The 18,510-nt window shown below is 45.7% G+C and carries 16 protein-coding genes; 13 read left to right on the top strand and 3 right to left on the bottom strand.

Features of this window, described 5'->3' with window-relative positions; genetic code table 11:
- Positions 1 to 80: 80 nt before the first annotated feature.
- From GO493_RS26805 to GO493_RS26780, 6 genes are all read left to right on the top strand, one after another.
- Positions 81 to 1,724, top strand: a complete 1,644-nt coding sequence (locus tag GO493_RS26805) for a pyruvate dehydrogenase complex dihydrolipoamide acetyltransferase (RefSeq protein ID WP_157309318.1) — start codon at positions 81 to 83, stop codon at positions 1,722 to 1,724.
- A gap of 162 nt (positions 1,725 to 1,886) precedes the next feature.
- Positions 1,887 to 2,279: a VOC family protein gene (locus GO493_RS26800; RefSeq protein ID WP_157309317.1), complete on the top strand. Its 393-nt coding sequence runs from the start codon at positions 1,887 to 1,889 to the stop codon at positions 2,277 to 2,279.
- Between the two features lie 224 nt (positions 2,280 to 2,503).
- On the top strand, positions 2,504 to 3,010 hold the full coding sequence (locus GO493_RS26795; RefSeq protein WP_157309316.1) for a GbsR/MarR family transcriptional regulator: 507 nt from the start codon (positions 2,504 to 2,506) through the stop codon (positions 3,008 to 3,010).
- A gap of 159 nt (positions 3,011 to 3,169) precedes the next feature.
- Complete coding sequence (locus tag GO493_RS26790) at positions 3,170 to 3,538, top strand: CoA-binding protein (RefSeq protein ID WP_157309315.1); 369 nt, start codon at positions 3,170 to 3,172, stop codon at positions 3,536 to 3,538.
- Between the two features lie 184 nt (positions 3,539 to 3,722).
- Entirely contained in the window at positions 3,723 to 4,196 is a 474-nt protein-coding gene (locus GO493_RS26785; RefSeq protein WP_157309314.1) for a ribonuclease H-like YkuK family protein, read from the top strand.
- 151 nt (positions 4,197 to 4,347) lie between these two features.
- A complete protein-coding gene (locus tag GO493_RS26780) occupies positions 4,348 to 4,746 on the top strand; it encodes a hypothetical protein (protein ID WP_157309313.1) in 399 nt (132 codons plus the stop codon).
- Positions 4,747 to 4,777: 31 nt separating this feature from the next.
- Here the strand turns inward: GO493_RS26780 and yihA are convergent, their stop codons facing one another.
- Positions 4,778 to 5,386, bottom strand: coding sequence for a ribosome biogenesis GTP-binding protein YihA/YsxC (yihA, locus tag GO493_RS26775; protein WP_157309312.1), 609 nt, complete (start codon positions 5,384 to 5,386; stop codon positions 4,778 to 4,780).
- 81 nt (positions 5,387 to 5,467) lie between these two features.
- Between yihA and ubiE the strand changes: the two genes are divergently transcribed.
- The 5 genes from ubiE (at position 5,468) to GO493_RS26750 (ending at position 11,323) form a co-directional block, all read left to right on the top strand.
- Positions 5,468 to 6,205, top strand: a complete 738-nt coding sequence (gene ubiE / locus GO493_RS26770; RefSeq protein WP_157309311.1) for a bifunctional demethylmenaquinone methyltransferase/2-methoxy-6-polyprenyl-1,4-benzoquinol methylase UbiE — start codon at positions 5,468 to 5,470, stop codon at positions 6,203 to 6,205.
- Positions 6,151 to 6,879 carry a type IX secretion/gliding motility protein PorT/SprT gene (porT, locus tag GO493_RS26765; protein ID WP_232539125.1) on the top strand — a complete coding sequence of 243 codons (729 nt, stop codon included), beginning with the start codon at positions 6,151 to 6,153 and terminating at the stop codon, positions 6,877 to 6,879. The genes ubiE and porT overlap by 55 nt, the downstream gene beginning before the upstream one ends.
- A 29-nt stretch (positions 6,880 to 6,908) precedes the next feature.
- Positions 6,909 to 8,255 (top strand): dihydroorotase, encoded by a 1,347-nt coding sequence (locus tag GO493_RS26760; RefSeq protein ID WP_157309310.1) that lies wholly within the window; start codon positions 6,909 to 6,911, stop codon positions 8,253 to 8,255.
- A 129-nt stretch (positions 8,256 to 8,384) separates the two neighbouring features.
- Positions 8,385 to 9,713, top strand: coding sequence for a MutS-related protein (locus tag GO493_RS26755; RefSeq protein WP_157309309.1), 1,329 nt, complete (start codon positions 8,385 to 8,387; stop codon positions 9,711 to 9,713).
- A gap of 68 nt (positions 9,714 to 9,781) precedes the next feature.
- On the top strand, positions 9,782 to 11,323 hold the full coding sequence (locus tag GO493_RS26750) for a YifB family Mg chelatase-like AAA ATPase (protein WP_157309308.1): 1,542 nt from the start codon (positions 9,782 to 9,784) through the stop codon (positions 11,321 to 11,323).
- Positions 11,324 to 11,385: 62 nt separating this feature from the next.
- Here GO493_RS26750 and GO493_RS26745 read toward each other — a convergent pair whose 3' ends face one another.
- A complete protein-coding gene (locus GO493_RS26745) occupies positions 11,386 to 13,521 on the bottom strand; it encodes an elongation factor G (protein ID WP_157309307.1) in 2,136 nt (711 codons plus the stop codon).
- A 294-nt stretch (positions 13,522 to 13,815) separates the two neighbouring features.
- Between GO493_RS26745 and GO493_RS26740 the strand changes: the two genes are divergently transcribed.
- Together GO493_RS26740 and GO493_RS26735 are read left to right on the top strand one after the other, a co-directional pair.
- On the top strand, positions 13,816 to 15,594 hold the full coding sequence (locus GO493_RS26740; RefSeq protein WP_157309306.1) for an ABC transporter ATP-binding protein: 1,779 nt from the start codon (positions 13,816 to 13,818) through the stop codon (positions 15,592 to 15,594).
- 112 nt (positions 15,595 to 15,706) lie between these two features.
- Entirely contained in the window at positions 15,707 to 16,000 is a 294-nt protein-coding gene (locus GO493_RS26735) for a DUF983 domain-containing protein (protein WP_232539123.1), read from the top strand.
- A gap of 35 nt (positions 16,001 to 16,035) precedes the next feature.
- On the opposite strand, the gene GO493_RS26730 is transcribed toward GO493_RS26735, so the two are convergent.
- Positions 16,036 to 18,456 carry a TonB-dependent receptor gene (locus tag GO493_RS26730; protein WP_157309304.1) on the bottom strand — a complete coding sequence of 807 codons (2,421 nt, stop codon included), beginning with the start codon at positions 18,454 to 18,456 and terminating at the stop codon, positions 16,036 to 16,038.
- Between the last annotated feature and the right edge of the window lie 54 nt (positions 18,457 to 18,510).

Here is an 18,510-nt window from a genome sequence, read left to right as displayed (position 1 = left end):
CGGGAAAGAATAACTTCCTTAATCTGACTTTCACAATTCGCATTTCTTTTGTAGGTTTGGGCAAAATTTGGAAAAATACTATGGCAGAAGTTATCAGAATGCCCCTTTTAAGTGACACGATGACTGAAGGGGTGATCGCGGAATGGCATAAAAAGGTAGGTGATACCGTAAAAGCAGACGACGTAATTGCTGAGGTGGAAACGGATAAAGCCACCATGGAAGTAATGGGTTATGTAGAGGGTACACTATTATATATAGGTGTCGAGAAGGGTAAGGCTGCTAAAGTAAATGAAATTATAGCTATCGTAGGTAAGGCTGGTGAAGATTATAAGCCTTTACTGGAAGGAAAAAATACTAACGGTCAGGCTGCATCTCAACCTGCACCGGCCCAGGCTAGTGCAGCTCCGGCACCTGCTCCTGCTGCCAGCAGCGCAGATAGCGCCGCTGCCGCTGAAGCGCTGAAAAACGCTACTGTGATCCGCATGCCGCTGCTGAGCGATACTATGACCGAAGGCAAGATCGTAGCCTGGAACAAAAAAGTAGGTGATACCGTAAAGAGTGACGATGTACTGGCCGAGGTAGAAACTGATAAAGCTACCATGGAAGTGATCGGCTACGCTGACGGTGAATTATTATATGTCGGTGTGAAAGAAGGTGATGCTGCCAAAGTAAATGGTATCATTGCCATCGTAGGTAAGAAGGGCACTAATGTAGATGCTATCCTGGCCGCTGAAGGCTCAGGTGGCGCAAAACCTGCCGCTAAAGCTGATGCTCCTGCCGCCACTCCGGCTGCATCTTCAGCTCCTTCTGCTACTCCTGAAGCATCAGAAAGCAAAGACGGACGTGTGAAAGCCTCTCCTCTGGCCAAAAAACTGGCTGAAGAGAAAGGTATCGATATCAAACAGGTAACCGGCTCCGGCGACGGTGGCAGGATCGTGAAAAAAGATGTTGATAGCTTCGTACCATCTGCCGCTCCGGCACAGACTAAAGCTGCCGGCACTGCTCCTGCTGCAAAAGCTGCTTCTTTCGTACCTGCAGGTCAGGAAGGACATACAGATGTTCAGCTGAGCCAGATGCGTAAAGTGATCGCTAAACGCCTGAGCGAAAGTAAATTCTCTGCACCTCACTTCTACCTGAAAGTAGAGATCAACATGGATAAGGCGATGGAAGCACGTAAAGCCATCAACGAAGTTTCTCCTGTTAAGATCTCTTTCAACGATATGGTGATCAAAGCTTCTGCCCTTGCACTGCGTCAGCACCCTGACGTAAATAGCAGCTGGATGGGCGACTTTATCCGCCAGAACCACCATGTGCATATCGGTTCCGCTGTAGCTATTGAAGACGGTCTGATAGTTCCTGTGATCCGCTTTGCAGATCAGAAAACACTCAGCCAGATAGCAGGTGAAGCAAAAGATCTGTATGACAAAGCCAAGAACAAAAAACTGCAGCCACAGGATTTCTCCGGCAATACTTTTACTATCTCCAACCTGGGTATGATGGGCATTGATGAATTCACTGCCATCATCAATCCTCCGGATTCTGCTATCCTGGCTGTTGGTGGTATCAAAGAAACCGTAGTATCTGAAAAAGGACAGTTCAAAGTTGTGAATATCATGAAGCTTACCCTCAGCTGCGACCATCGTAGTGTAGACGGCGCCGTAGGAGCACGCTTCCTGGCTACCCTGAAAGGATACCTGGAAAACCCGGTAACCATGCTGGTGTAACAATTACAATATCACCTCATTATAGAAAACAGGTGTTCGCGTATGCGAACACCTGTTTTTTTATACCCTTATTTTATCATGCTAACACACTGCTATTCAATCCTGGAATTTGAGATTTAACATTAATTAACTAAATTTAGGTAACCCCCCAATTTTCATCAAATGCATCAAGTTCCTAAGAACGCTTTAAGCTGGTTCGAGATCCCTGTACATGATTTTGACAGGGCAAGGAAATTTTACAGCCAGATCTTTAGTTATGAGATGCCGGAACAACAACTGGGTTTTAAAAGGATGGGATTCTTCCCGTGTGACAATGAAAATGGCGGCATTGGAGGCGCCATTGTACAGGGCTCAGATTATCTGCCCAGTCAACGGGGCAGCCTGATCTACCTGTATGCCGGAGATGATCTTACCACTGTGCTGGACCGCGTAGAAGATGCCGGCGGGAAAATAGAACTGGATAAACGCCCTATGTCAGAGCTTCAGGACCTGGGATATTTTGCTATTATTTTTGATACTGACGGGAACAGGGTTGCCCTGTATTCAAAAGCATAAATAAACCGGTTCACTTCTTCTCATACTTCTTATCTTCAGGTGGTGTACCTGTTTGGAGCTTTATATCATACTAAATGCGAAGAAACTGCTCAAAAAAATGCTTTTACCTTCGAGCTTTTTGGGCCTGCGGCCGGCTAAGAATTTAAACTGATCGACCTCTCACTTTCATTACCTTTTGAAAGTTCAATAACTTTATATACTTTTGAATGAAGAAATAACAGTACATGAAGTTAGCGGAAGCCAAAGCACAATTCATTCAAACATGGGGTTCTCTTGGAGCACAGTGGGGTATTAACCGCACTATGGCCCAGATACATGCCTTGCTGATAGTTATGCCTGACCCGCTGAGTGCAGACGATATCATGGCAGAACTGAATATCTCGAGGGGAAACACCAATATGAACGTGCGTGAGCTGATCAACTGGGGATTGGTAGAGCGGGTGCTTATACCGGGAGAACGCAAGGAATACTTCATCGCAGAAAAAGATATCTGGAAAGTAGCCACCTACATAGCCAGGGAACGTAAGCGCCGGGAGCTGGACCCTATCCTTAAAACCTTAAACCAGCTACAGGATGTAGAGGGAGATGCGAAAGATAAGCATGTGAAATCATTCAGGGAATCTATTCAGAATATTAACAAATTTGCCCATCAGACAGATAAAACCATGAGCGCCTTTGTGAAAGCGGAGGAAAGCTGGTTCTATGGCACGCTGATGAAGCTATTCAAATAATATTTTTTGCCCGGATATTTCAATAATTATTGAAAGCTCTGAAAACAGCAGAGCCCTGTTGTTAAACCGGAGGCCGGGGCTTATTGGTGTAATGTTTGCTTTGTATAAAGTACCTGCCGGGGTGTATATCCTGGCAGGCACCCTTTTAAAATGAGTGTTATGAGTAACAAAAAGAAGACCGTAGTCCTGGGCGCCTCTCCAAACCCCAACAGATACAGCTACCTGGCAGTTTCCAGGCTGGCAGCTCATGGTCACCCGGTCCTTGCCATCGGTAAGAAGGATGCGCAGATAGCAGATATTCCCATTACAAAAGACCATCCTGTTCATGATGATGTAGATACTGTAACTGTATACATGAACCCCGTCCGCCAGAAAGAATATTATGATTATATTATGCAGCTGCATCCCAAACGTATCATTTTCAATCCTGGCGCAGAGAACCACGAACTGGCCGAAATGGCCAGCAGTAAAGGAATTGAGCCGATAGAAGCATGTACACTGGTATTACTGTCCACAGGTCAATACTAAAACAGATCATTCCCCTTATATTGAATGGCAGACCGCAACGGGCGATATTAATTCGCTACTGCGGTCCGCCATTCGTTATTTTTCAGTAAATTCGACTATACTATTCCTGAAAACCGGCATTGCACCTTTAGATCGGCTTTTATTGTAACCACCACGCCTATTCACTCTAATCATATATATCATCATGAAATGGAGAAGATTCAATGGCGAACCGATTCATTTGCCAATTAAAGAAGAAGTGCGCCAGGCTATTATCCGGGAAACCGGCAAGGGCTTTCACTTAAAAGTATGTATTGGTACAGATTCACAGGTAAAAGGTGTTGAAACCGAATTTGCCACCGTGATCGTTTTCCTGCGTGAAGGGCATGGAGGGTTCATGTTCATCCACAATGAAAAAACACGGGACTCTTATTCTATCAAGGAGCGTATGCTCATTGAAGTGGCTAAAAGCATCGAAATTGCTTATGAGCTGTGCGATATGTTCACAGAATACGATGTGGACATGGAAGTACATGCTGACATCAACACAAATCCCCAGTTTAAGAGTAACCTGGCGCTGCGTGAAGCAATGGGTTATATCCTGGGTATGGGATTTGCCTTTAAAGCCAAACCTGACGCTTTTGCCAGCAGTTGCTGCGCCGATAAGGTCGTGAACTGACAGGCACCCAATTGGACCTCTCTTTCTCTTTTGGGTGTGTACACACCCAACGGATATTTTCCCCCCTCTCCCTGCCAAAAAATTCCCCCTTGTTATACCTTAATTCCCAAAATTTACGTTAACTTATAGCAAGATTCTGAACAACTGTAACATGCGCGCCTACACAACTGTCACACTACTGCTGGTATTGCTTATGCATTCCCAATGTAAAAAGGATAAACTGGCAGACAATCCCACTCAACAGCTACAGGGTAGCTGGAGATTACTCTATACCAGTACAGCAGCCGGACCCAAAGAATTATCGCCCGAGGGTTCCATGCGTATCCTCCAATTTAACGGCAATAAAATGCTGACCTACAGCCACGATACGCTGCTGGCAAAAGAGAGTTTCCTCATGGCCTTCAAGAGTGATAAACTGCCTTATCTGGTGGCAGACAGCGATCCCTGGAATCCGAGGATATTCAGCTGTACCATCAGTTCAGACACATTATCCCTGCTGTCCGTGCACAATAGTGCCCGGGTAGGGAAGATCTATGTGAGGGTAAAATAAACCGGGTCAGGCCGGTAAAAGGCTGCAGTTCCTAGGCAATTGCCCGGAACTGCATATTCATCTCGTCAATGAAGTTCAATATCGCGTCCCTTCCGGACTTCTTCACTGTACTTGTCACAAAGTGAGCAGGCAGGAATTCCCAGTTCTCTCTCAGTTTGTTCAGGAATGCTTTGACATTCCGGCTGGTTTCAGCCTGGGTACTTTTATCAGCCTTCGTAAATACCAGGTTGAAGGGTATCTGCCATTCCCCCAGCTGGTTAATGAAATCAATATCCAGCTTCTGCGGTGTATGCCGGCTATCTATCAGCACAAATACATTCACCAGGTTCTCCCGTTTACGGAGATAGTTCTCTATCATTTGTTCCCATTGCCTGCGCTGTGACTGGCTCACCTTGGCAAAGCCATACCCTGGCAGGTCTACCAGGTACCAGGCCTGGTTGATCAGGAAATGGTTGATCAGCTGGGTCTTACCGGGCGTTCCGGAAGTTTTGGCCAACTTGTCGTTGTTGGCCAGCATATTGATCAGGGAAGATTTTCCCACATTGGAGCGTCCTATAAAGGCATATTCCGGCAAATCCGGTTTAGGACATTTCTGCCAGTCCACATTGCTGATAAGGTATTCTGCTGATTTGATGATCATAGCTTGGTCGGATGTTTTAAATGAATGGTCAGACAACCTATTTTCTTACATTATCACATTTACACCCTAACTTTGCGGGCTATGTCAGATAATAAGATCGTACCGTTTGCCACATCAAAATTAAGCAAGAAGGAACAAATAGCGACCATGTTCAATGATATTGCGCACCGCTATGACTTTCTGAACCATTTCATGTCTTTAGGCATTGATATTCAATGGCGGAAAAAAGCGCTCAAGCAGCTTAAATCCCTGCAGCCTAAAAAGATGCTGGATGTGGCCACCGGTACCGGCGATTTTGCTATCATGGCCAATAAACTTCTCAATCCCAATACAATAACCGGTATTGACATCTCCGAAGGTATGCTCTCCTTTGGCCGGGAGAAGATAGAGAAACTAGGTCTGTCTGACAAAATAACACTTCAGCTGGGTGATAGCGAAACAATAAGTTTTCCTGACCAGACGTTTGATGCTATAACGGTAGCATATGGTGTGAGGAACTTTGAGAACCTGGAAAAAGGCCTGTCTGAAATGTTACGTGTACTGAAACCGGGAGGGAAGCTGGTAATTCTTGAGTTTTCAAATCCTACCGTTTTTCCTATTAAACAAATATATAATTTATATTTTCGTTATATTACACCCCTGATCGGGAAATGGATAGCAAGGAGTGAAGCGGCGTATACTTACCTGCCTGAATCCGTAAAGGCTTTTCCTCAAGGTCAGGAAATGTGTAATATTTTAACTAATACCGGTTTCCAAGCAGTAACATGCAAAAAGCTCACATTCGGCATCAGCTCTATTTATTGCGCGTCCCGCTGGTAATATTACTGGCAATCCTATGGAATACCTCCGGCGTAAAAGCGCAGGACGTTATCCACATGGAAGAACATGATGCCAAGCCCTATTACTTTGGTATTACCCTGGCCGCCAACAATTCAAACTTTAAGTTGTTTCATGACGAGATCTTCCTGAAACAGGACTCTATCATGGTAGCAGAACCGTTGAAAACTTTCGGGTTCAACCTGGGTCTGCTGGGTAACGTACGCCTGAGCGACTTTTTTGACCTGCGCTTCAATCCGCAGTTATTATTTGCTTCCAAAAACCTTTACTATAAAGAGAACTTCCCTACCCGGGAAACTACCAAGAACATAGAATCCATCCTGCTCAGCTTCCCTGTACAGGTAAAGTTCAAATCAGACCGTATCGGTAACATGCGCGTATACACGATTGCCGGCCTGAAGTATGACTATGACCTGGCCTCCAATGCACGCGCACGCCGTGCAGAAGACCTGGTGAAGATCAGGAAGAGCGATTATGGCTATGAATTTGGCGCCGGGTTCGAATTCTACTTCCCCAGCTTCATCTTCTCTCCTGAATTCAAGATCAGCAACGGTATCGGAAATGTGCATGTGAAAGATAAAAACCTGCGCTACTCCAATGTGATCGATAAGCTGCAATCCAGGATGATCGTATTCTCTATACACCTGGAAGGATAATCTATCTCCAGCTTTCTTATCTTTGCTGCATGCAGCAATATTTAATCCGCAATATCTCTGTGGTGAACGAAGGCACAACCACAGTTCAGGACGTATATATAAAAGATGGCCGTATTGAAAAGATAGCTCCTCAGCTGAACATAAGCGGCCAGTACACAGAGATCAACGGGGAAGGTAAACATCTTCTGCCCGGGGTGATTGATGACCAGGTACATTTCAGGGAACCAGGCCTCACCCATAAAGCTACCATCTATACAGAATCAAAGGCAGCTATTGCCGGCGGCACCACCAGCTTCATGGAAATGCCCAATACACAACCGGCGGCACTTACACAGGAATTACTGGAAGATAAATATAAGATCGCGGCCAACAGCTCTCTGGCCAACTACTCTTTCTTCATGGGCGTAGCCAACGATAATGCAGAGGAAGTACTGCGCACCAATGAAAAGAAGAACGAGATCTGCGGTGTAAAGATCTTCATGGGCTCTTCTACCGGCAATATGCTGGTAGACAATTACCTTACTCTGGAGCGTATCTTTTCCGGCAGTGAACTGCTCATCGCCACACACTGTGAAGATGAAAAGATCATCAAAGCCAATATGGAGAAATACAAACAGGAAGTAGGCGCAGAAAACCTTACAGCGGCTTATCATCCACTCATCCGTAACGAGGAAGGCTGTTTTGAATCGTCCCTGGTTGCTATCCAGTTCGCAAAAAAATTCAACTCAAGGTTACATATCCTGCATATCTCTACTGAGAAAGAATTACAGCTCTTCAGTAACATGCTGCCACTGGCGGAAAAACGTATCACAGCTGAAGTATGTGTACATCACCTCTACTTTACCGCAGATGATTATGCGCGTTATGGCAACCTGATCAAATGTAATCCTGCTATCAAAGCAGAACATAATAAACACGGCCTGTGGAAAGGATTGCTGGATGACAGGCTGGACATTATTGCCACAGACCATGCTCCGCACACATGGGAAGAAAAACAGCAACCTTACCTGCAGGCGCCCTCCGGCGTACCATTGGTACAGCATAGCCTGCTGATGATGCTGGAACATGCAGCATTGGGCAATATCACACTGGAAAAAGTAGTGGAGAAAATGAGCCATGCACCAGCCATCTGCTTCCAGATAAAAGAAAGAGGATATCTCCGTGAAGGGTACTTCGCCGATTGCGTGATCGTAGACCTGCAACAGGCTACTATGGTAGATAAACATAACGTCTACTACAAATGCGGCTGGTCTCCCTTTGAAGAACATACCTTCCCTGCAGCAGTGACACATACCTTTGTAAATGGTCACCTGGCATATGAGAACGGACAGTTCAATGAATCTGCCAAAGGCCAGAGACTGCTGTTTAACAGGTAATTATCCTGTGTCATAAAGCATTTTAATCCTCCGGTCCGCTCCGGAGGATTTTTTATTATGGAATTTTTCTGCTATATCATCTATAAAGGAGCCAACAGCATTTCTTATATTCACTAAAAATACCTGTGCATGGAACTGGACAAAACAACCTACTACGATCTATCTATCTTCAACCGTGACGAGGAATATTCCCTGTTCCATAAACTCGATTTCACTACTACATCAGGCGGAAGGGATTACCTCAGACAACTGTTCAGTACTCCGTTAAAAGATATAACGTCAATAGAACAACGTCAGCAAACGTTACAATATATCCTGAAAGAAGAAGACAGCTGGCCTGCAGATATCTCCAATGGCACTATTGTAGTGATGGAGAATTACCTGGAAGCACAAATAGAACCTATCAGTAATCCGGAAGGACTATCATTGCTGGTAAGCGCTGTGCTGACCAAAACCATCTATGCACCTGACTTTGGCTTCATTAAATTCTCCTTTACCCAGTTGCTGGCGCTGCTGAAAGGTTTCCGCATGCTCGAGGAAAAATTCAATACAGACCAGACGCCAAAGGTTTTAAAACAACTGCTGGACAGGGCCCACCACCTGCTATACCAGAAAGAATTTAATGACATCATTGCCGCCAACGAAAGTGGCCCGGTATCTTTCGTACAGATATTACGATATGATCATTATATCCGCAAGAAACACCGTAAAACTATTTCCGAGCTGTTAGACATTTACCGCAGGCTGGATGCCTATTATGCCATGGCAAAAGCAGTACGGCATTTTAACCTGCAGTTTCCCACTTTCGAAGATACCTCCCATCCTTTTGTAGAGCTGAAAGACCTGTATCATCTTATCATTCCCAAGCCCGTGGCGTATGATATCGGGCTGAAACCACAGTCGCATTTCCTGTTCCTTACAGGCGCCAATATGGCCGGAAAAACAACTTTCATCAAAGCTGTAGGAGTAGCCGTATTCATGGCGCATATAGGTATGGGCGTACCCGCCGGTAGCATGAAGCTGAGCTTCTTTAACGGTATCTTCAGTAACATACAGGTACAGGACAATATCTTCAAAGGGGAAAGCTTCTTTTTCAATGAAGTACAAAGGATCAAGAACACTATCGTTACAATAAACGATAACAGGAAATGGCTGGTGCTGATAGATGAGATGTTCAAAGGAACAAATGTGGAAGATGCTAAAAACTGTTCTCTGGCGGTTATAAACGGGTTACTGAAAAGTACCAACTGCCTGTTCATCTTATCCACGCACCTGTACGAAATTGCAGACGAGCTGCGTAATGCACCAAATATTATGTTCAAGTATTTTGAATCTGAAGTGATAGATGATAACCTGTACTTTACCTATCAGCTGAAAGAAGGGATCGCAAAAGAGAAGATAGGTTACCTGATACTAAAAAGGGAGAAGGTACTTGAATTGCTTGATCAGATAAAATAAACAAAATGAACAAAAACGGGAATGGGCGGATTTCTTAAATTCGCCCATTTTCAGTTAAATAGTCATCCATGATTGTTAAAACCTTTGGTAGCGCTGTACAAGGCGTAGAAGCCATTTCCATTGTAATAGAAGTTAACGTATCTCCCAAAGGCACTCAATTTTACATTGTAGGATTACCTGATAGTGCTGTCAAAGAAAGTGAACGGCGTATTGAATCTGCCATCACAGATCTTGGATATAAATTCCCCCGTTTCAGAACAGTTGTTAACATGGCCCCGGCTGATATCAGGAAGGTAGGCTCGGCTTATGATCTGCCCATAGCATTAGGGCTGCTGGCTGCTTCCGGGCAGATAGACGGGGCAATATTATCCCGGTTCACAATCATGGGAGAACTGTCTTTAGATGGTACTGTATTGCCTATCAGGGGAGCCCTACCAATAGCTATAAAAGCAAAACAGGACGGCTTCAGCGGTCTGATCGTTCCTTCCAGGAATGCACAGGAAGCTGCAATGGTGAATGGGTTGGATGTTTACGCTGTTGGTCATCTCAGAGAAGTACTTAAATTGCTGGAAGCGCCGGATGCTGTTCCTCCCGTCAAAGTGGACATACAAAAGATACTCTCCCGGCGGGATCACTTTGACATCGACTTCAACGATGTTAAAGGACAATACAATGTGAAACGGGCTATGGAATTAGCTGCCGCAGGCGGACATAACGCCTTGATGATAGGCCCTCCTGGAGCGGGTAAAACCATGCTGGCCAAACGTCTTTGTACCATTTTACCTCCTCTGAGCCTGAATGAAGCGCTGGAAACAACCAAGATCCATTCAGTAGCGGGTAAACTGCTTTCTGATATTTCTCTTATCACACAAAGACCCTTCCGCTCTCCACACCATAGTATAAGTGATACCGCCCTGGTAGGTGGAGGACGTTTTCCACAACCAGGAGAAATATCATTGGCGCACAATGGTGTATTGTTCCTGGATGAACTGCCTGAGTTCAGCAGGGCCGCCCTGGAAGTATTACGGCAACCAATTGAAGACCGGCGGGTTTCTATTTCAAGAGCATTACAGACGGTTGATTTCCCTGCAGGTTTTATGCTGATCGCTTCCATGAATCCATGCCCCTGCGGTTTCTTCACCCATCCTGAGAAACCATGTACCTGCGTACCCGGTACAGTACAGAAATATCTGAATAAAGTATCCGGCCCACTCATGGACAGGATAGACCTGCATATAGAAGTAACTCCGGCGCCGATACAATCTCTTCTGGATGATACCGTAGAAGAATCCAGTGAAACTATCAGAAGCAGAGTAGTGATGGCGAGAGAAATACAAATACAACGCTTTAAAGTATATGATGATATACATTGTAACGCACAGATGAATAGCCAGCTATTAAAAAAATTCTGTAAACTGAATAATGAAACAGAAACACTCCTCAGAAATGCTATGCATAGACTGAAACTCTCAGCCAGAGCGTATGACAGGATATTGAAAGTTAGCCGTACTTCAGCAGATCTTGCAGGAAGTGAACAGGTTGAAACGACGCATATCATTGAAGCAATTCAGCACAGGAGCCTGGATAGAGAGAATTGGTGGGATAAGTAATTAACTGAAAGAGGCTGTATCAAAGGTATGATACAGCCTCCTTAGCCTGAAATTTAAATACCTCAATAGCTCGGCGCCAGTTCTGCACCTTTATATTCTTCAGATAACTTCTTCTGTATCTCAGGCGGAACAGGTGCATATTCAGCAAACGCTGCATTGATCTTTGCTTTACCCTGTGTAACATTCCTTAAAGCAGCATACAGCTTATCCAGCTCCGCCTGCGGCGTACGTGCCTTTATAACCTGGTAACCGTTCAGGGTATCCATCCCGGTTATAACACTACGGCGGCTTTGCAGCTCTCCCATGATATCTCCCATCATACTATCCGGAGCGGTGGTCTCAAGGTCAAAAACCGGCTCCAGCAACTGGGGAGAAGCCTGGTGAAAGGCGTCCCTGAAAGCCATCATACCGGCGATCTTAAAAGAAATATCATTACTGTCTACCGGGTGCATCTTACCATCATATACACTGACACGGATATCCCTTACATAAGAACCCGTCAGCGGCCCTTCCTGCATCTTTTCCATAATACCTTTGAGGATAGAAGGCAGGAAACGGCTGTCTATGGCCCCTCCTACTATACAGTTATTGAACACCAGCTTGCCTCCCCAGGTCAATGCTATCTCTTCCGTATCACGTACGGGATGTTCTTTATAGGGAGGCATTCCTTCATAATATGGCTCTATGGTCAGAAATACTTCTCCGAACTGCCCTGCTCCGCCGGATTGCTTTTTATGCCGGTAAGTAGCATTGGCCGGCTTACGGATGGTTTCTCTGTAAGGGATCTTCGCCGGTAAAAATTCAACGTGCATCCTGTAGATATTCTCCAGCCTCCAACGGGTCAATGCAAGGTGCAGGTCTCCCTGTCCGTGAAGAATAACCTGCTTCAGCTCACGGTTATATTCTATTTCCAATGTAGGGTCTTCCATATGGATCTCACTCAACACCTCTCCCAGCTTTTCATCGTCTCCCTTATTAGTGGCCTCTATGGCTACGCGCACCTTGGGACGTGGAAAATCTATAGGATGTACCTGTTTGCCATATTGCTTATCACTTAAAGTATGATTGGTAAGTGTATTCTTTAATTTAAGCGTACAACCAATATCTCCTGTACGCAGTATCTCTGCATTCTGCCGGTTCTTACCGTCGGTAATAAAGAGCTGGTTCAGTCGCTCGGCAGTATTGCCTTTTTCATTATACAATTCAGCCCCTGCCTTTACCTCACCGGAGAGTACTTTAAAGAATGAGAGGCGCCCAATATGAGGTTCCAGCAGGGTCTTAAAGATGAACAATACCGGCGGACCAGCAGGATCGCAGGGAATGGGACTCCCATCTTCGGCCTGTTCGGGCGGCATTTCCAGGGAGGAAGGCGCCACATTGTCAATAAATCCCATCAACCGGCCGCTACCCATATTATTGGTGGCTGATAAGCAGAAGACGGGGAACACCTGGTGTTTCAGCATACCTATTTTCAGTCCCTGGCGCAGTTCATCCTCATCCAGGTTCCCTTTTTCGAAATACTGCTCCATCAGGGTATCGTCATTCTCTGCCGCTTTTTCAACCAGTTCATTATGCAGGCGTTCTGCCTGTTCTTTTTCACTGTCCGGGATAGGCAGTTTTTCAGGTTTGCCGCCATTTTCCGGGAAACGGTAGAGGGTCATTTTCAACAGGTCTATAACACTGTTAAAACCCGGCCCCTGGTTTACAGGGTATTGCATGATGGTCACCGCTGTACCGAATACCTTCCGGGCCTCTTCCACTGTACGGGTGAAATTGGCCTGTTCAGTGTCCAGCTGGTTAACTGCCAGAATAGTTGGTTTCTGATATTTATCCACATAGTCCCATATCTGGGAGGTACCTACTTCTACACCATATTGGGCATTGAGCAGTAGCAGGGCGGTATCGCATACCCGGATAGAGGAAATGATCTCTCCTATAAAGTCTTCCAGGCCGGGCGTATCAATGATATTGATCTTATAGTCCCGCCATTCTGTATGCAGGCAGGTGGCGTAAACCGAGCTGCCGCGGTCATGCTCTACCTCATGATAGTCGGAAACGGTGTTCCTTTCTTCAACGGTACCGCGTCTGGGAATAATCCCGGCTTCGAACAGCATTGTTTCGCAAAGAGTGGTCTTTCCGCTCTTGGCGGCGCCCAATAATACTATGTTTCTGATGTGTTTCTCATCATAGGTCTTCATAACGTAAGAATTAACTGGTTTTTCAACCCGGGCGGGCTGATCTTTGAAAAATAAGAAAGGATTGCCGTTTTGGTGGTTTCAGCCGTAGCTAGTATTATGTGACCGATTCTGAGTATTAAGTTACTTTATTTTCCTGAGCGGAAGCAATTAAAAAAACGGGGCCGGCTATCTTTAAATGACTGCATTCCAACTTCCTACGGAAAGACTTATTCTATAGTATCAGTAACAATTTTTTAAATGTGTTGCAACACTTATATTGATGTACCTTTGCAACCTAGACTGTCTTTTTGCATCATGAAACTGTTCTTACATTATCTGAAGAGTTATAAGTGGTTAATAGCACTGGCGCTGCTTTTAGCTACCATTAACCAGGTATTCTCGTTACTGGACCCGTATATATTCGGGAGGATGATAGACCTTTTTGCTTCACATCCGCACACTACTGACAAAGGGGTTCCACGTACGCAAAGTGACTATACGAATGGCGTAATATTATTACTCCTGGCATCTATCGGCGTAGCTATGGTGTCCCGTATTGCCAAAGCGTTCCAGGACTATTTTGTCAACGTCATCATCCAGAAATTCGGCGCCCGTATTTATACTGACGGATTACGCCATTCGCTGCGCCTTCCTTATCAACAGTTTGAAGATCAACGTAGTGGGGAAACACTGGCGGTCCTGCAGAAAGTAAGGACCGATAGTGAAAAATTCATCACGTCGTTCGTGAACGTACTGTTCGTCACCCTTGTGGGAGTTGTATTTGTTATGATCTACGCATTCCGCGTGCACTGGAGCCTGGTATTCGTATACTTTGGCGGCTGCCTGCTGCTGGGATGGCTCATGAATGTGCTGAGCAAGAAGATCAAGACCATACAGAAGACCATCGTCAAGGAAACTACCATGCTGGCAGGAGCCACTACAGAATCCCTGCGTAACATTGAACTGGTAAAAAGCCTGGGGCTGACCCACCAGGAGATCAGGCGACTGAACTCCACTACCATCCGCATCCTGATGCTGGAACTGAAGAAAGTACGCAGTATCCGCAGTATCAGCTTTGTACAGGGTACCTTTGTGAACTTTCTCCGCCAGGTCATCCTCTTCCTCCTGCTGTTCCTGATCTACAGGGACACAGTATCAGTAGGACAGATGTTCACCCTGCAGTTGTACTCTTTCTTTATTTTCGGGCCATTACAGGAGCTGGGTAACATCATCCTGGCCTACCGCGAAGCGCAGGTTTCCCTGCTCAATTTTGAGAGGATCCTCAACACACCGGTAGAAGAAACCCCTGCACAACCGGTGCCGATCAACAGGATCGATAAGCTGACCTTCAGACAGGTAGGCTTTAAACATCTGACCGCCACTACCAAGGCATTGGATAACATCAACTTCTCCGTGAACGTAGGTGAAACCATTGCCTTTGTAGGCCCTTCCGGCTCAGGGAAAACCACATTGGTAAAATTACTGGTAGGCCTGTACTCGCCGCAGGAAGGAAATATCCTGTACAACAATGTGGACAGCCAGGAGATAGACATCGAGGAACTGCGTTACCAGATAGGTTTCGTAACACAGGATACCCAGCTGTTTTCCGGTACTATCAAAGAAAATCTCCTGTTCGTGAATCCCCGGGCTACTGATGAAGACATCATCCAGGTATTGAAACAGGCCAGTGCCAATACCCTGCTGGAAAGAGCAGATAACGGCCTGGATTCCGTGATAGGAGAAGGCGGTATGAAGATCTCCGGCGGAGAAAAGCAACGCTTGTCCATTGCCAGGGCATTACTGCGCCAGCCAAGACTGCTGGTGTTTGATGAAGCCACTTCAGCACTGGACTCTATCACCGAAGAATCTATTACCAACACAGTAAGGGATATCACGTCTACCCGGGAGCATATCACCGTGATGATCGCACACAGGTTATCCACTATTATGCATGCCGACAGGATATATGTGCTGGAAAAAGGCAGGATCACAGAAACCGGTACGCACACTTCATTGCTGGCTGAAAAAGGCCTCTATTATGCAATGTGGCGGCAACAAATTGGAGAGAGAGAAGTATCTTTGCGCCATGAGTAAAAAGCGACCTGGTTATCTATTGAGCCTCCTATCTATGAAATGCCCTCATTGCAGGAGAGGTGACATGTTTAAGGAAAAGAATGCATACCTGCATCTCTCAAAGCTCTTTCACATGCATGAGCGTTGTCCTGTATGCGGACAGAAGTATGAACTGGAAACAGGTTTCTGGTTTGGTACGGGTTATGTCAGCTATGCACTGGCGGTTGCCCTGTCTGTAGCTACGCTGATCGCTTACTGGGTATTTTTCGGTCTGTCCTGGGAAGATAACAGCGTATATATCTGGCTGGGAGTTAACGGCGGGATATTATTGCTATTGCAGCCCTGGCTGATGAGGATAAGCAGGGTAATATACCTTTACTTCTTTGTCTATTATGATGAAAGCACGGCAGATCTGCCGGAGAAATAAAAAAAGGGGGATATCAGTGATATCCCCCTTTTTCTTTATTTAAAATCAATCGGAATAGCTACTTTCACACTGAAATTCCTTCCCATATTATACACACCCACACGGCCTGTTGCTTCATTTTCAGGAGCATATTTCAGCCTGCTGAGGTGATTCTGGTACGCCACATCAGTAATGTTATTGGCGGCCACATGCAGGGAGAACAACACTTTATTCTTCTTATTCACAAAATCGGTCCCTATACCTGCATTCAGCAACGTATATCCTTTGGTAGTAGTTTCTGTCTGGTAAGCATAGAACACATCGTTTTGTGCAAATGTCAGGTCCATCTGTACACCTGCATAAGCATTCTGCATCACTCCTCCTACTTTTTTGAACCTCCCTTTCAGCTCTGATATCCAGCGGGCAGCAGGAATATTAGGCAGGTATTTGGTAGAGTCTGTTGCACTGGAGATCACACCTCTTACATAAGAGAACGTGTTCTCAAAATGCAGCCAGTCTATCGGATGCGGATGAATGTCCAGCGTAAACTCCCCACCATACAGGTTAGCTGTGCTCTGCTGGTATTTGAATGCAGCATATCCTTCATCATTATCTGTTGCGGGAATAGAATCACCACCGGCAGCATTCACCAGTTTACGGGCATAGATGAAGTTGCTGATATGATTGTAGAACAGGCTGGCGCTTGCTGACACGTGCATGGAATTAAATTCAACGCCCACATCTCCCTGGGTGCTCACTTCCGGTTTCAGGTCCTGGTTGCCATATTCGTATTTGATAGTGCCTTCATGCACACCGTTGGCTGCCAGTTCTGAAATGTTAGGAGCCCTGAAACCACGTGCAGCGTTCAGTTTCAGCGTAACACGATCGCTGGCCAGGTAGCTTACGCCCACACTACCGGACGCATTGGAGAAATTGCGGTCTACCACTCCGAATTTCGTCTCCCCTCCTGTTTCCAGCAGTTTGGTTTTCATATTACGGCTGTCGAAGCGTAATCCGCCGCTCAGTGTCAGCTTATCAAATGTTTTGCTGGTCACGGCAAATACGCCGGCATCGAACAGGTCATAAGCGGGGATCAGTTGTTCTTCTCCGCCTATAGTGTTCTGTTGTTTCATTCCATTCACACCAATAGTTGTCTGCCAGCCATTCATTTCAGGCAGGTAGTAACGGAGGCTGTAATTGAAGGTGTTGAGCTTCAGGAAAAGGTCCGGATCGTTCGGGTCCAGGACATTGCCCAGCTCTTTACGGCGATTCCACTGATAGCCCAGCGTCAGCGCCAACCGGCCACCATTGCTCAGGTAAACGTTATTATCCCATACCAGTTTCTGGTGAGTGATCTTTTGCTTGGGCAGGCCAATACTGTATGATTTGAAATCATCATCCGTAGCTACTGCTTCATCGGCCACACCGTTATTGTTCACCGGTTTGATGAACTGTCCCTGTTCGTTACGGTCTCCTTCCACCAGTCCCAGTTCCTGGTTAAAGGAAGTGAAACGCAGTGTAGAGGAACCCCATTGTTTATTCAGGCCAATGCTACCACCATAGTTGGTATTCCTGAATTTCGAGTTGTATACGTAACCATCATATTTATTTTTATAATCGTGTGCAAACTTCTGCGTACCAAAGACGCTCCAGGTGAAGCCTTTCTGTGTGGTACCTGCAATGTCTGCATGATAGGAGATCTGTCCGTTATTGGTCAGGTAATTGGCGGCTACATTTCCTTTCACATGTCCGGCTGCAACAGCTCCCGGCGGAACGATGTTTACCACACCGGCCAGCGCGTCTGATCCATAAACAAGGGAAGCAGGTCCTTTCAGCACTTCTACTTTACCAACGTTATAATCGTCTATTTCGATACCATGTTCATCCCCCCATTGCTGTCCTTCCTGTCTTACTCCATCACCTACCACTACAACACGGTTATAACCAAGACCACGGATAAAGGGTTTAGAAATTGCCGGGCCGGTAGTCAGCTGACTAACACCTGGCAGTTTGGCAATAGCATCGATAATATTGGTGGAGATGTTGGCATCAAGATAATCTCTCCTTATCACACTTACCGGAGTAGGTGTTTTCCTGAGTGTAGTGGCCAGATTCACACCTGTGATCACCACTTCATTCTTTTCTATCAGTGTTTCTGAGAGGGCAAAGCTGGCAGTAGTGGCCCCATTGATCTGAACAACTTCAGTATGGGCGGCATATCCGATAAAATGTACCTCTACAAGATATTTTCCTTTCGGCAGGTTTTTAATTTCATATTGTCCCTGGGCATTGGCAGAAGCGCCCACATGCAGGTCCGGAAGGTATACTGTAGCTCCGGGTAAAGGGTTATTGGATGATTTATCTGTAATAGTACCGCTCAGGGAATTGCCGGCATCATCCCCCGGTAAAACAGCTGCAAAAGCAGCAGATTGTAACACAGCGAGTACACCTGTTATGATAACACGTAAATAGTGCATAGAAATTTAATTTGTAGACGATAGTACATGCCTCAGCTATATGCTGCTGCAATA

Origin of the sequence: Chitinophaga tropicalis, from assembly GCF_009758205.1 — a bacterium.
Taxonomy (GTDB): Bacteria; Bacteroidota; Bacteroidia; order Chitinophagales; family Chitinophagaceae; genus Chitinophaga; species Chitinophaga tropicalis.
The sequence above is the reverse complement of the archived record's forward strand: the minus strand, read 5'-3'. Positions and strand labels throughout refer to the sequence as shown.

Bases quoted from the DNA above. Each gene is read 5' to 3' on its own strand.
- GO493_RS26805 (WP_157309318.1), top strand. From the start codon at position 81: ATGGCAGAAGTTATCAGAATGCCCCTTTTAAGTGACACGATGACTGAA.
- GO493_RS26800 (WP_157309317.1), top strand. From the start codon at position 1,887: ATGCATCAAGTTCCTAAGAACGCTTTAAGCTGGTTCGAGATCCCTGTA.
- GO493_RS26795 (WP_157309316.1), top strand. From the start codon at position 2,504: ATGAAGTTAGCGGAAGCCAAAGCACAATTCATTCAAACATGGGGTTCT.
- GO493_RS26790 (WP_157309315.1), top strand. From the start codon at position 3,170: ATGAGTAACAAAAAGAAGACCGTAGTCCTGGGCGCCTCTCCAAACCCC.
- GO493_RS26785 (WP_157309314.1), top strand. From the start codon at position 3,723: ATGAAATGGAGAAGATTCAATGGCGAACCGATTCATTTGCCAATTAAA.
- GO493_RS26780 (WP_157309313.1), top strand. From the start codon at position 4,348: ATGCGCGCCTACACAACTGTCACACTACTGCTGGTATTGCTTATGCAT.
- yihA (WP_157309312.1), bottom strand. From the start codon at position 5,386: ATGATCATCAAATCAGCAGAATACCTTATCAGCAATGTGGACTGGCAG.
- ubiE (WP_157309311.1), top strand. From the start codon at position 5,468: ATGTCAGATAATAAGATCGTACCGTTTGCCACATCAAAATTAAGCAAG.
- porT (WP_232539125.1), top strand. From the start codon at position 6,151: ATGCAAAAAGCTCACATTCGGCATCAGCTCTATTTATTGCGCGTCCCG.
- GO493_RS26760 (WP_157309310.1), top strand. From the start codon at position 6,909: ATGCAGCAATATTTAATCCGCAATATCTCTGTGGTGAACGAAGGCACA.
- GO493_RS26755 (WP_157309309.1), top strand. From the start codon at position 8,385: ATGGAACTGGACAAAACAACCTACTACGATCTATCTATCTTCAACCGT.
- GO493_RS26750 (WP_157309308.1), top strand. From the start codon at position 9,782: ATGATTGTTAAAACCTTTGGTAGCGCTGTACAAGGCGTAGAAGCCATT.
- GO493_RS26745 (WP_157309307.1), bottom strand. From the start codon at position 13,521: ATGAAGACCTATGATGAGAAACACATCAGAAACATAGTATTATTGGGC.
- GO493_RS26740 (WP_157309306.1), top strand. From the start codon at position 13,816: ATGAAACTGTTCTTACATTATCTGAAGAGTTATAAGTGGTTAATAGCA.
- GO493_RS26735 (WP_232539123.1), top strand. From the start codon at position 15,707: ATGCATGAGCGTTGTCCTGTATGCGGACAGAAGTATGAACTGGAAACA.
- GO493_RS26730 (WP_157309304.1), bottom strand. From the start codon at position 18,456: ATGCACTATTTACGTGTTATCATAACAGGTGTACTCGCTGTGTTACAA.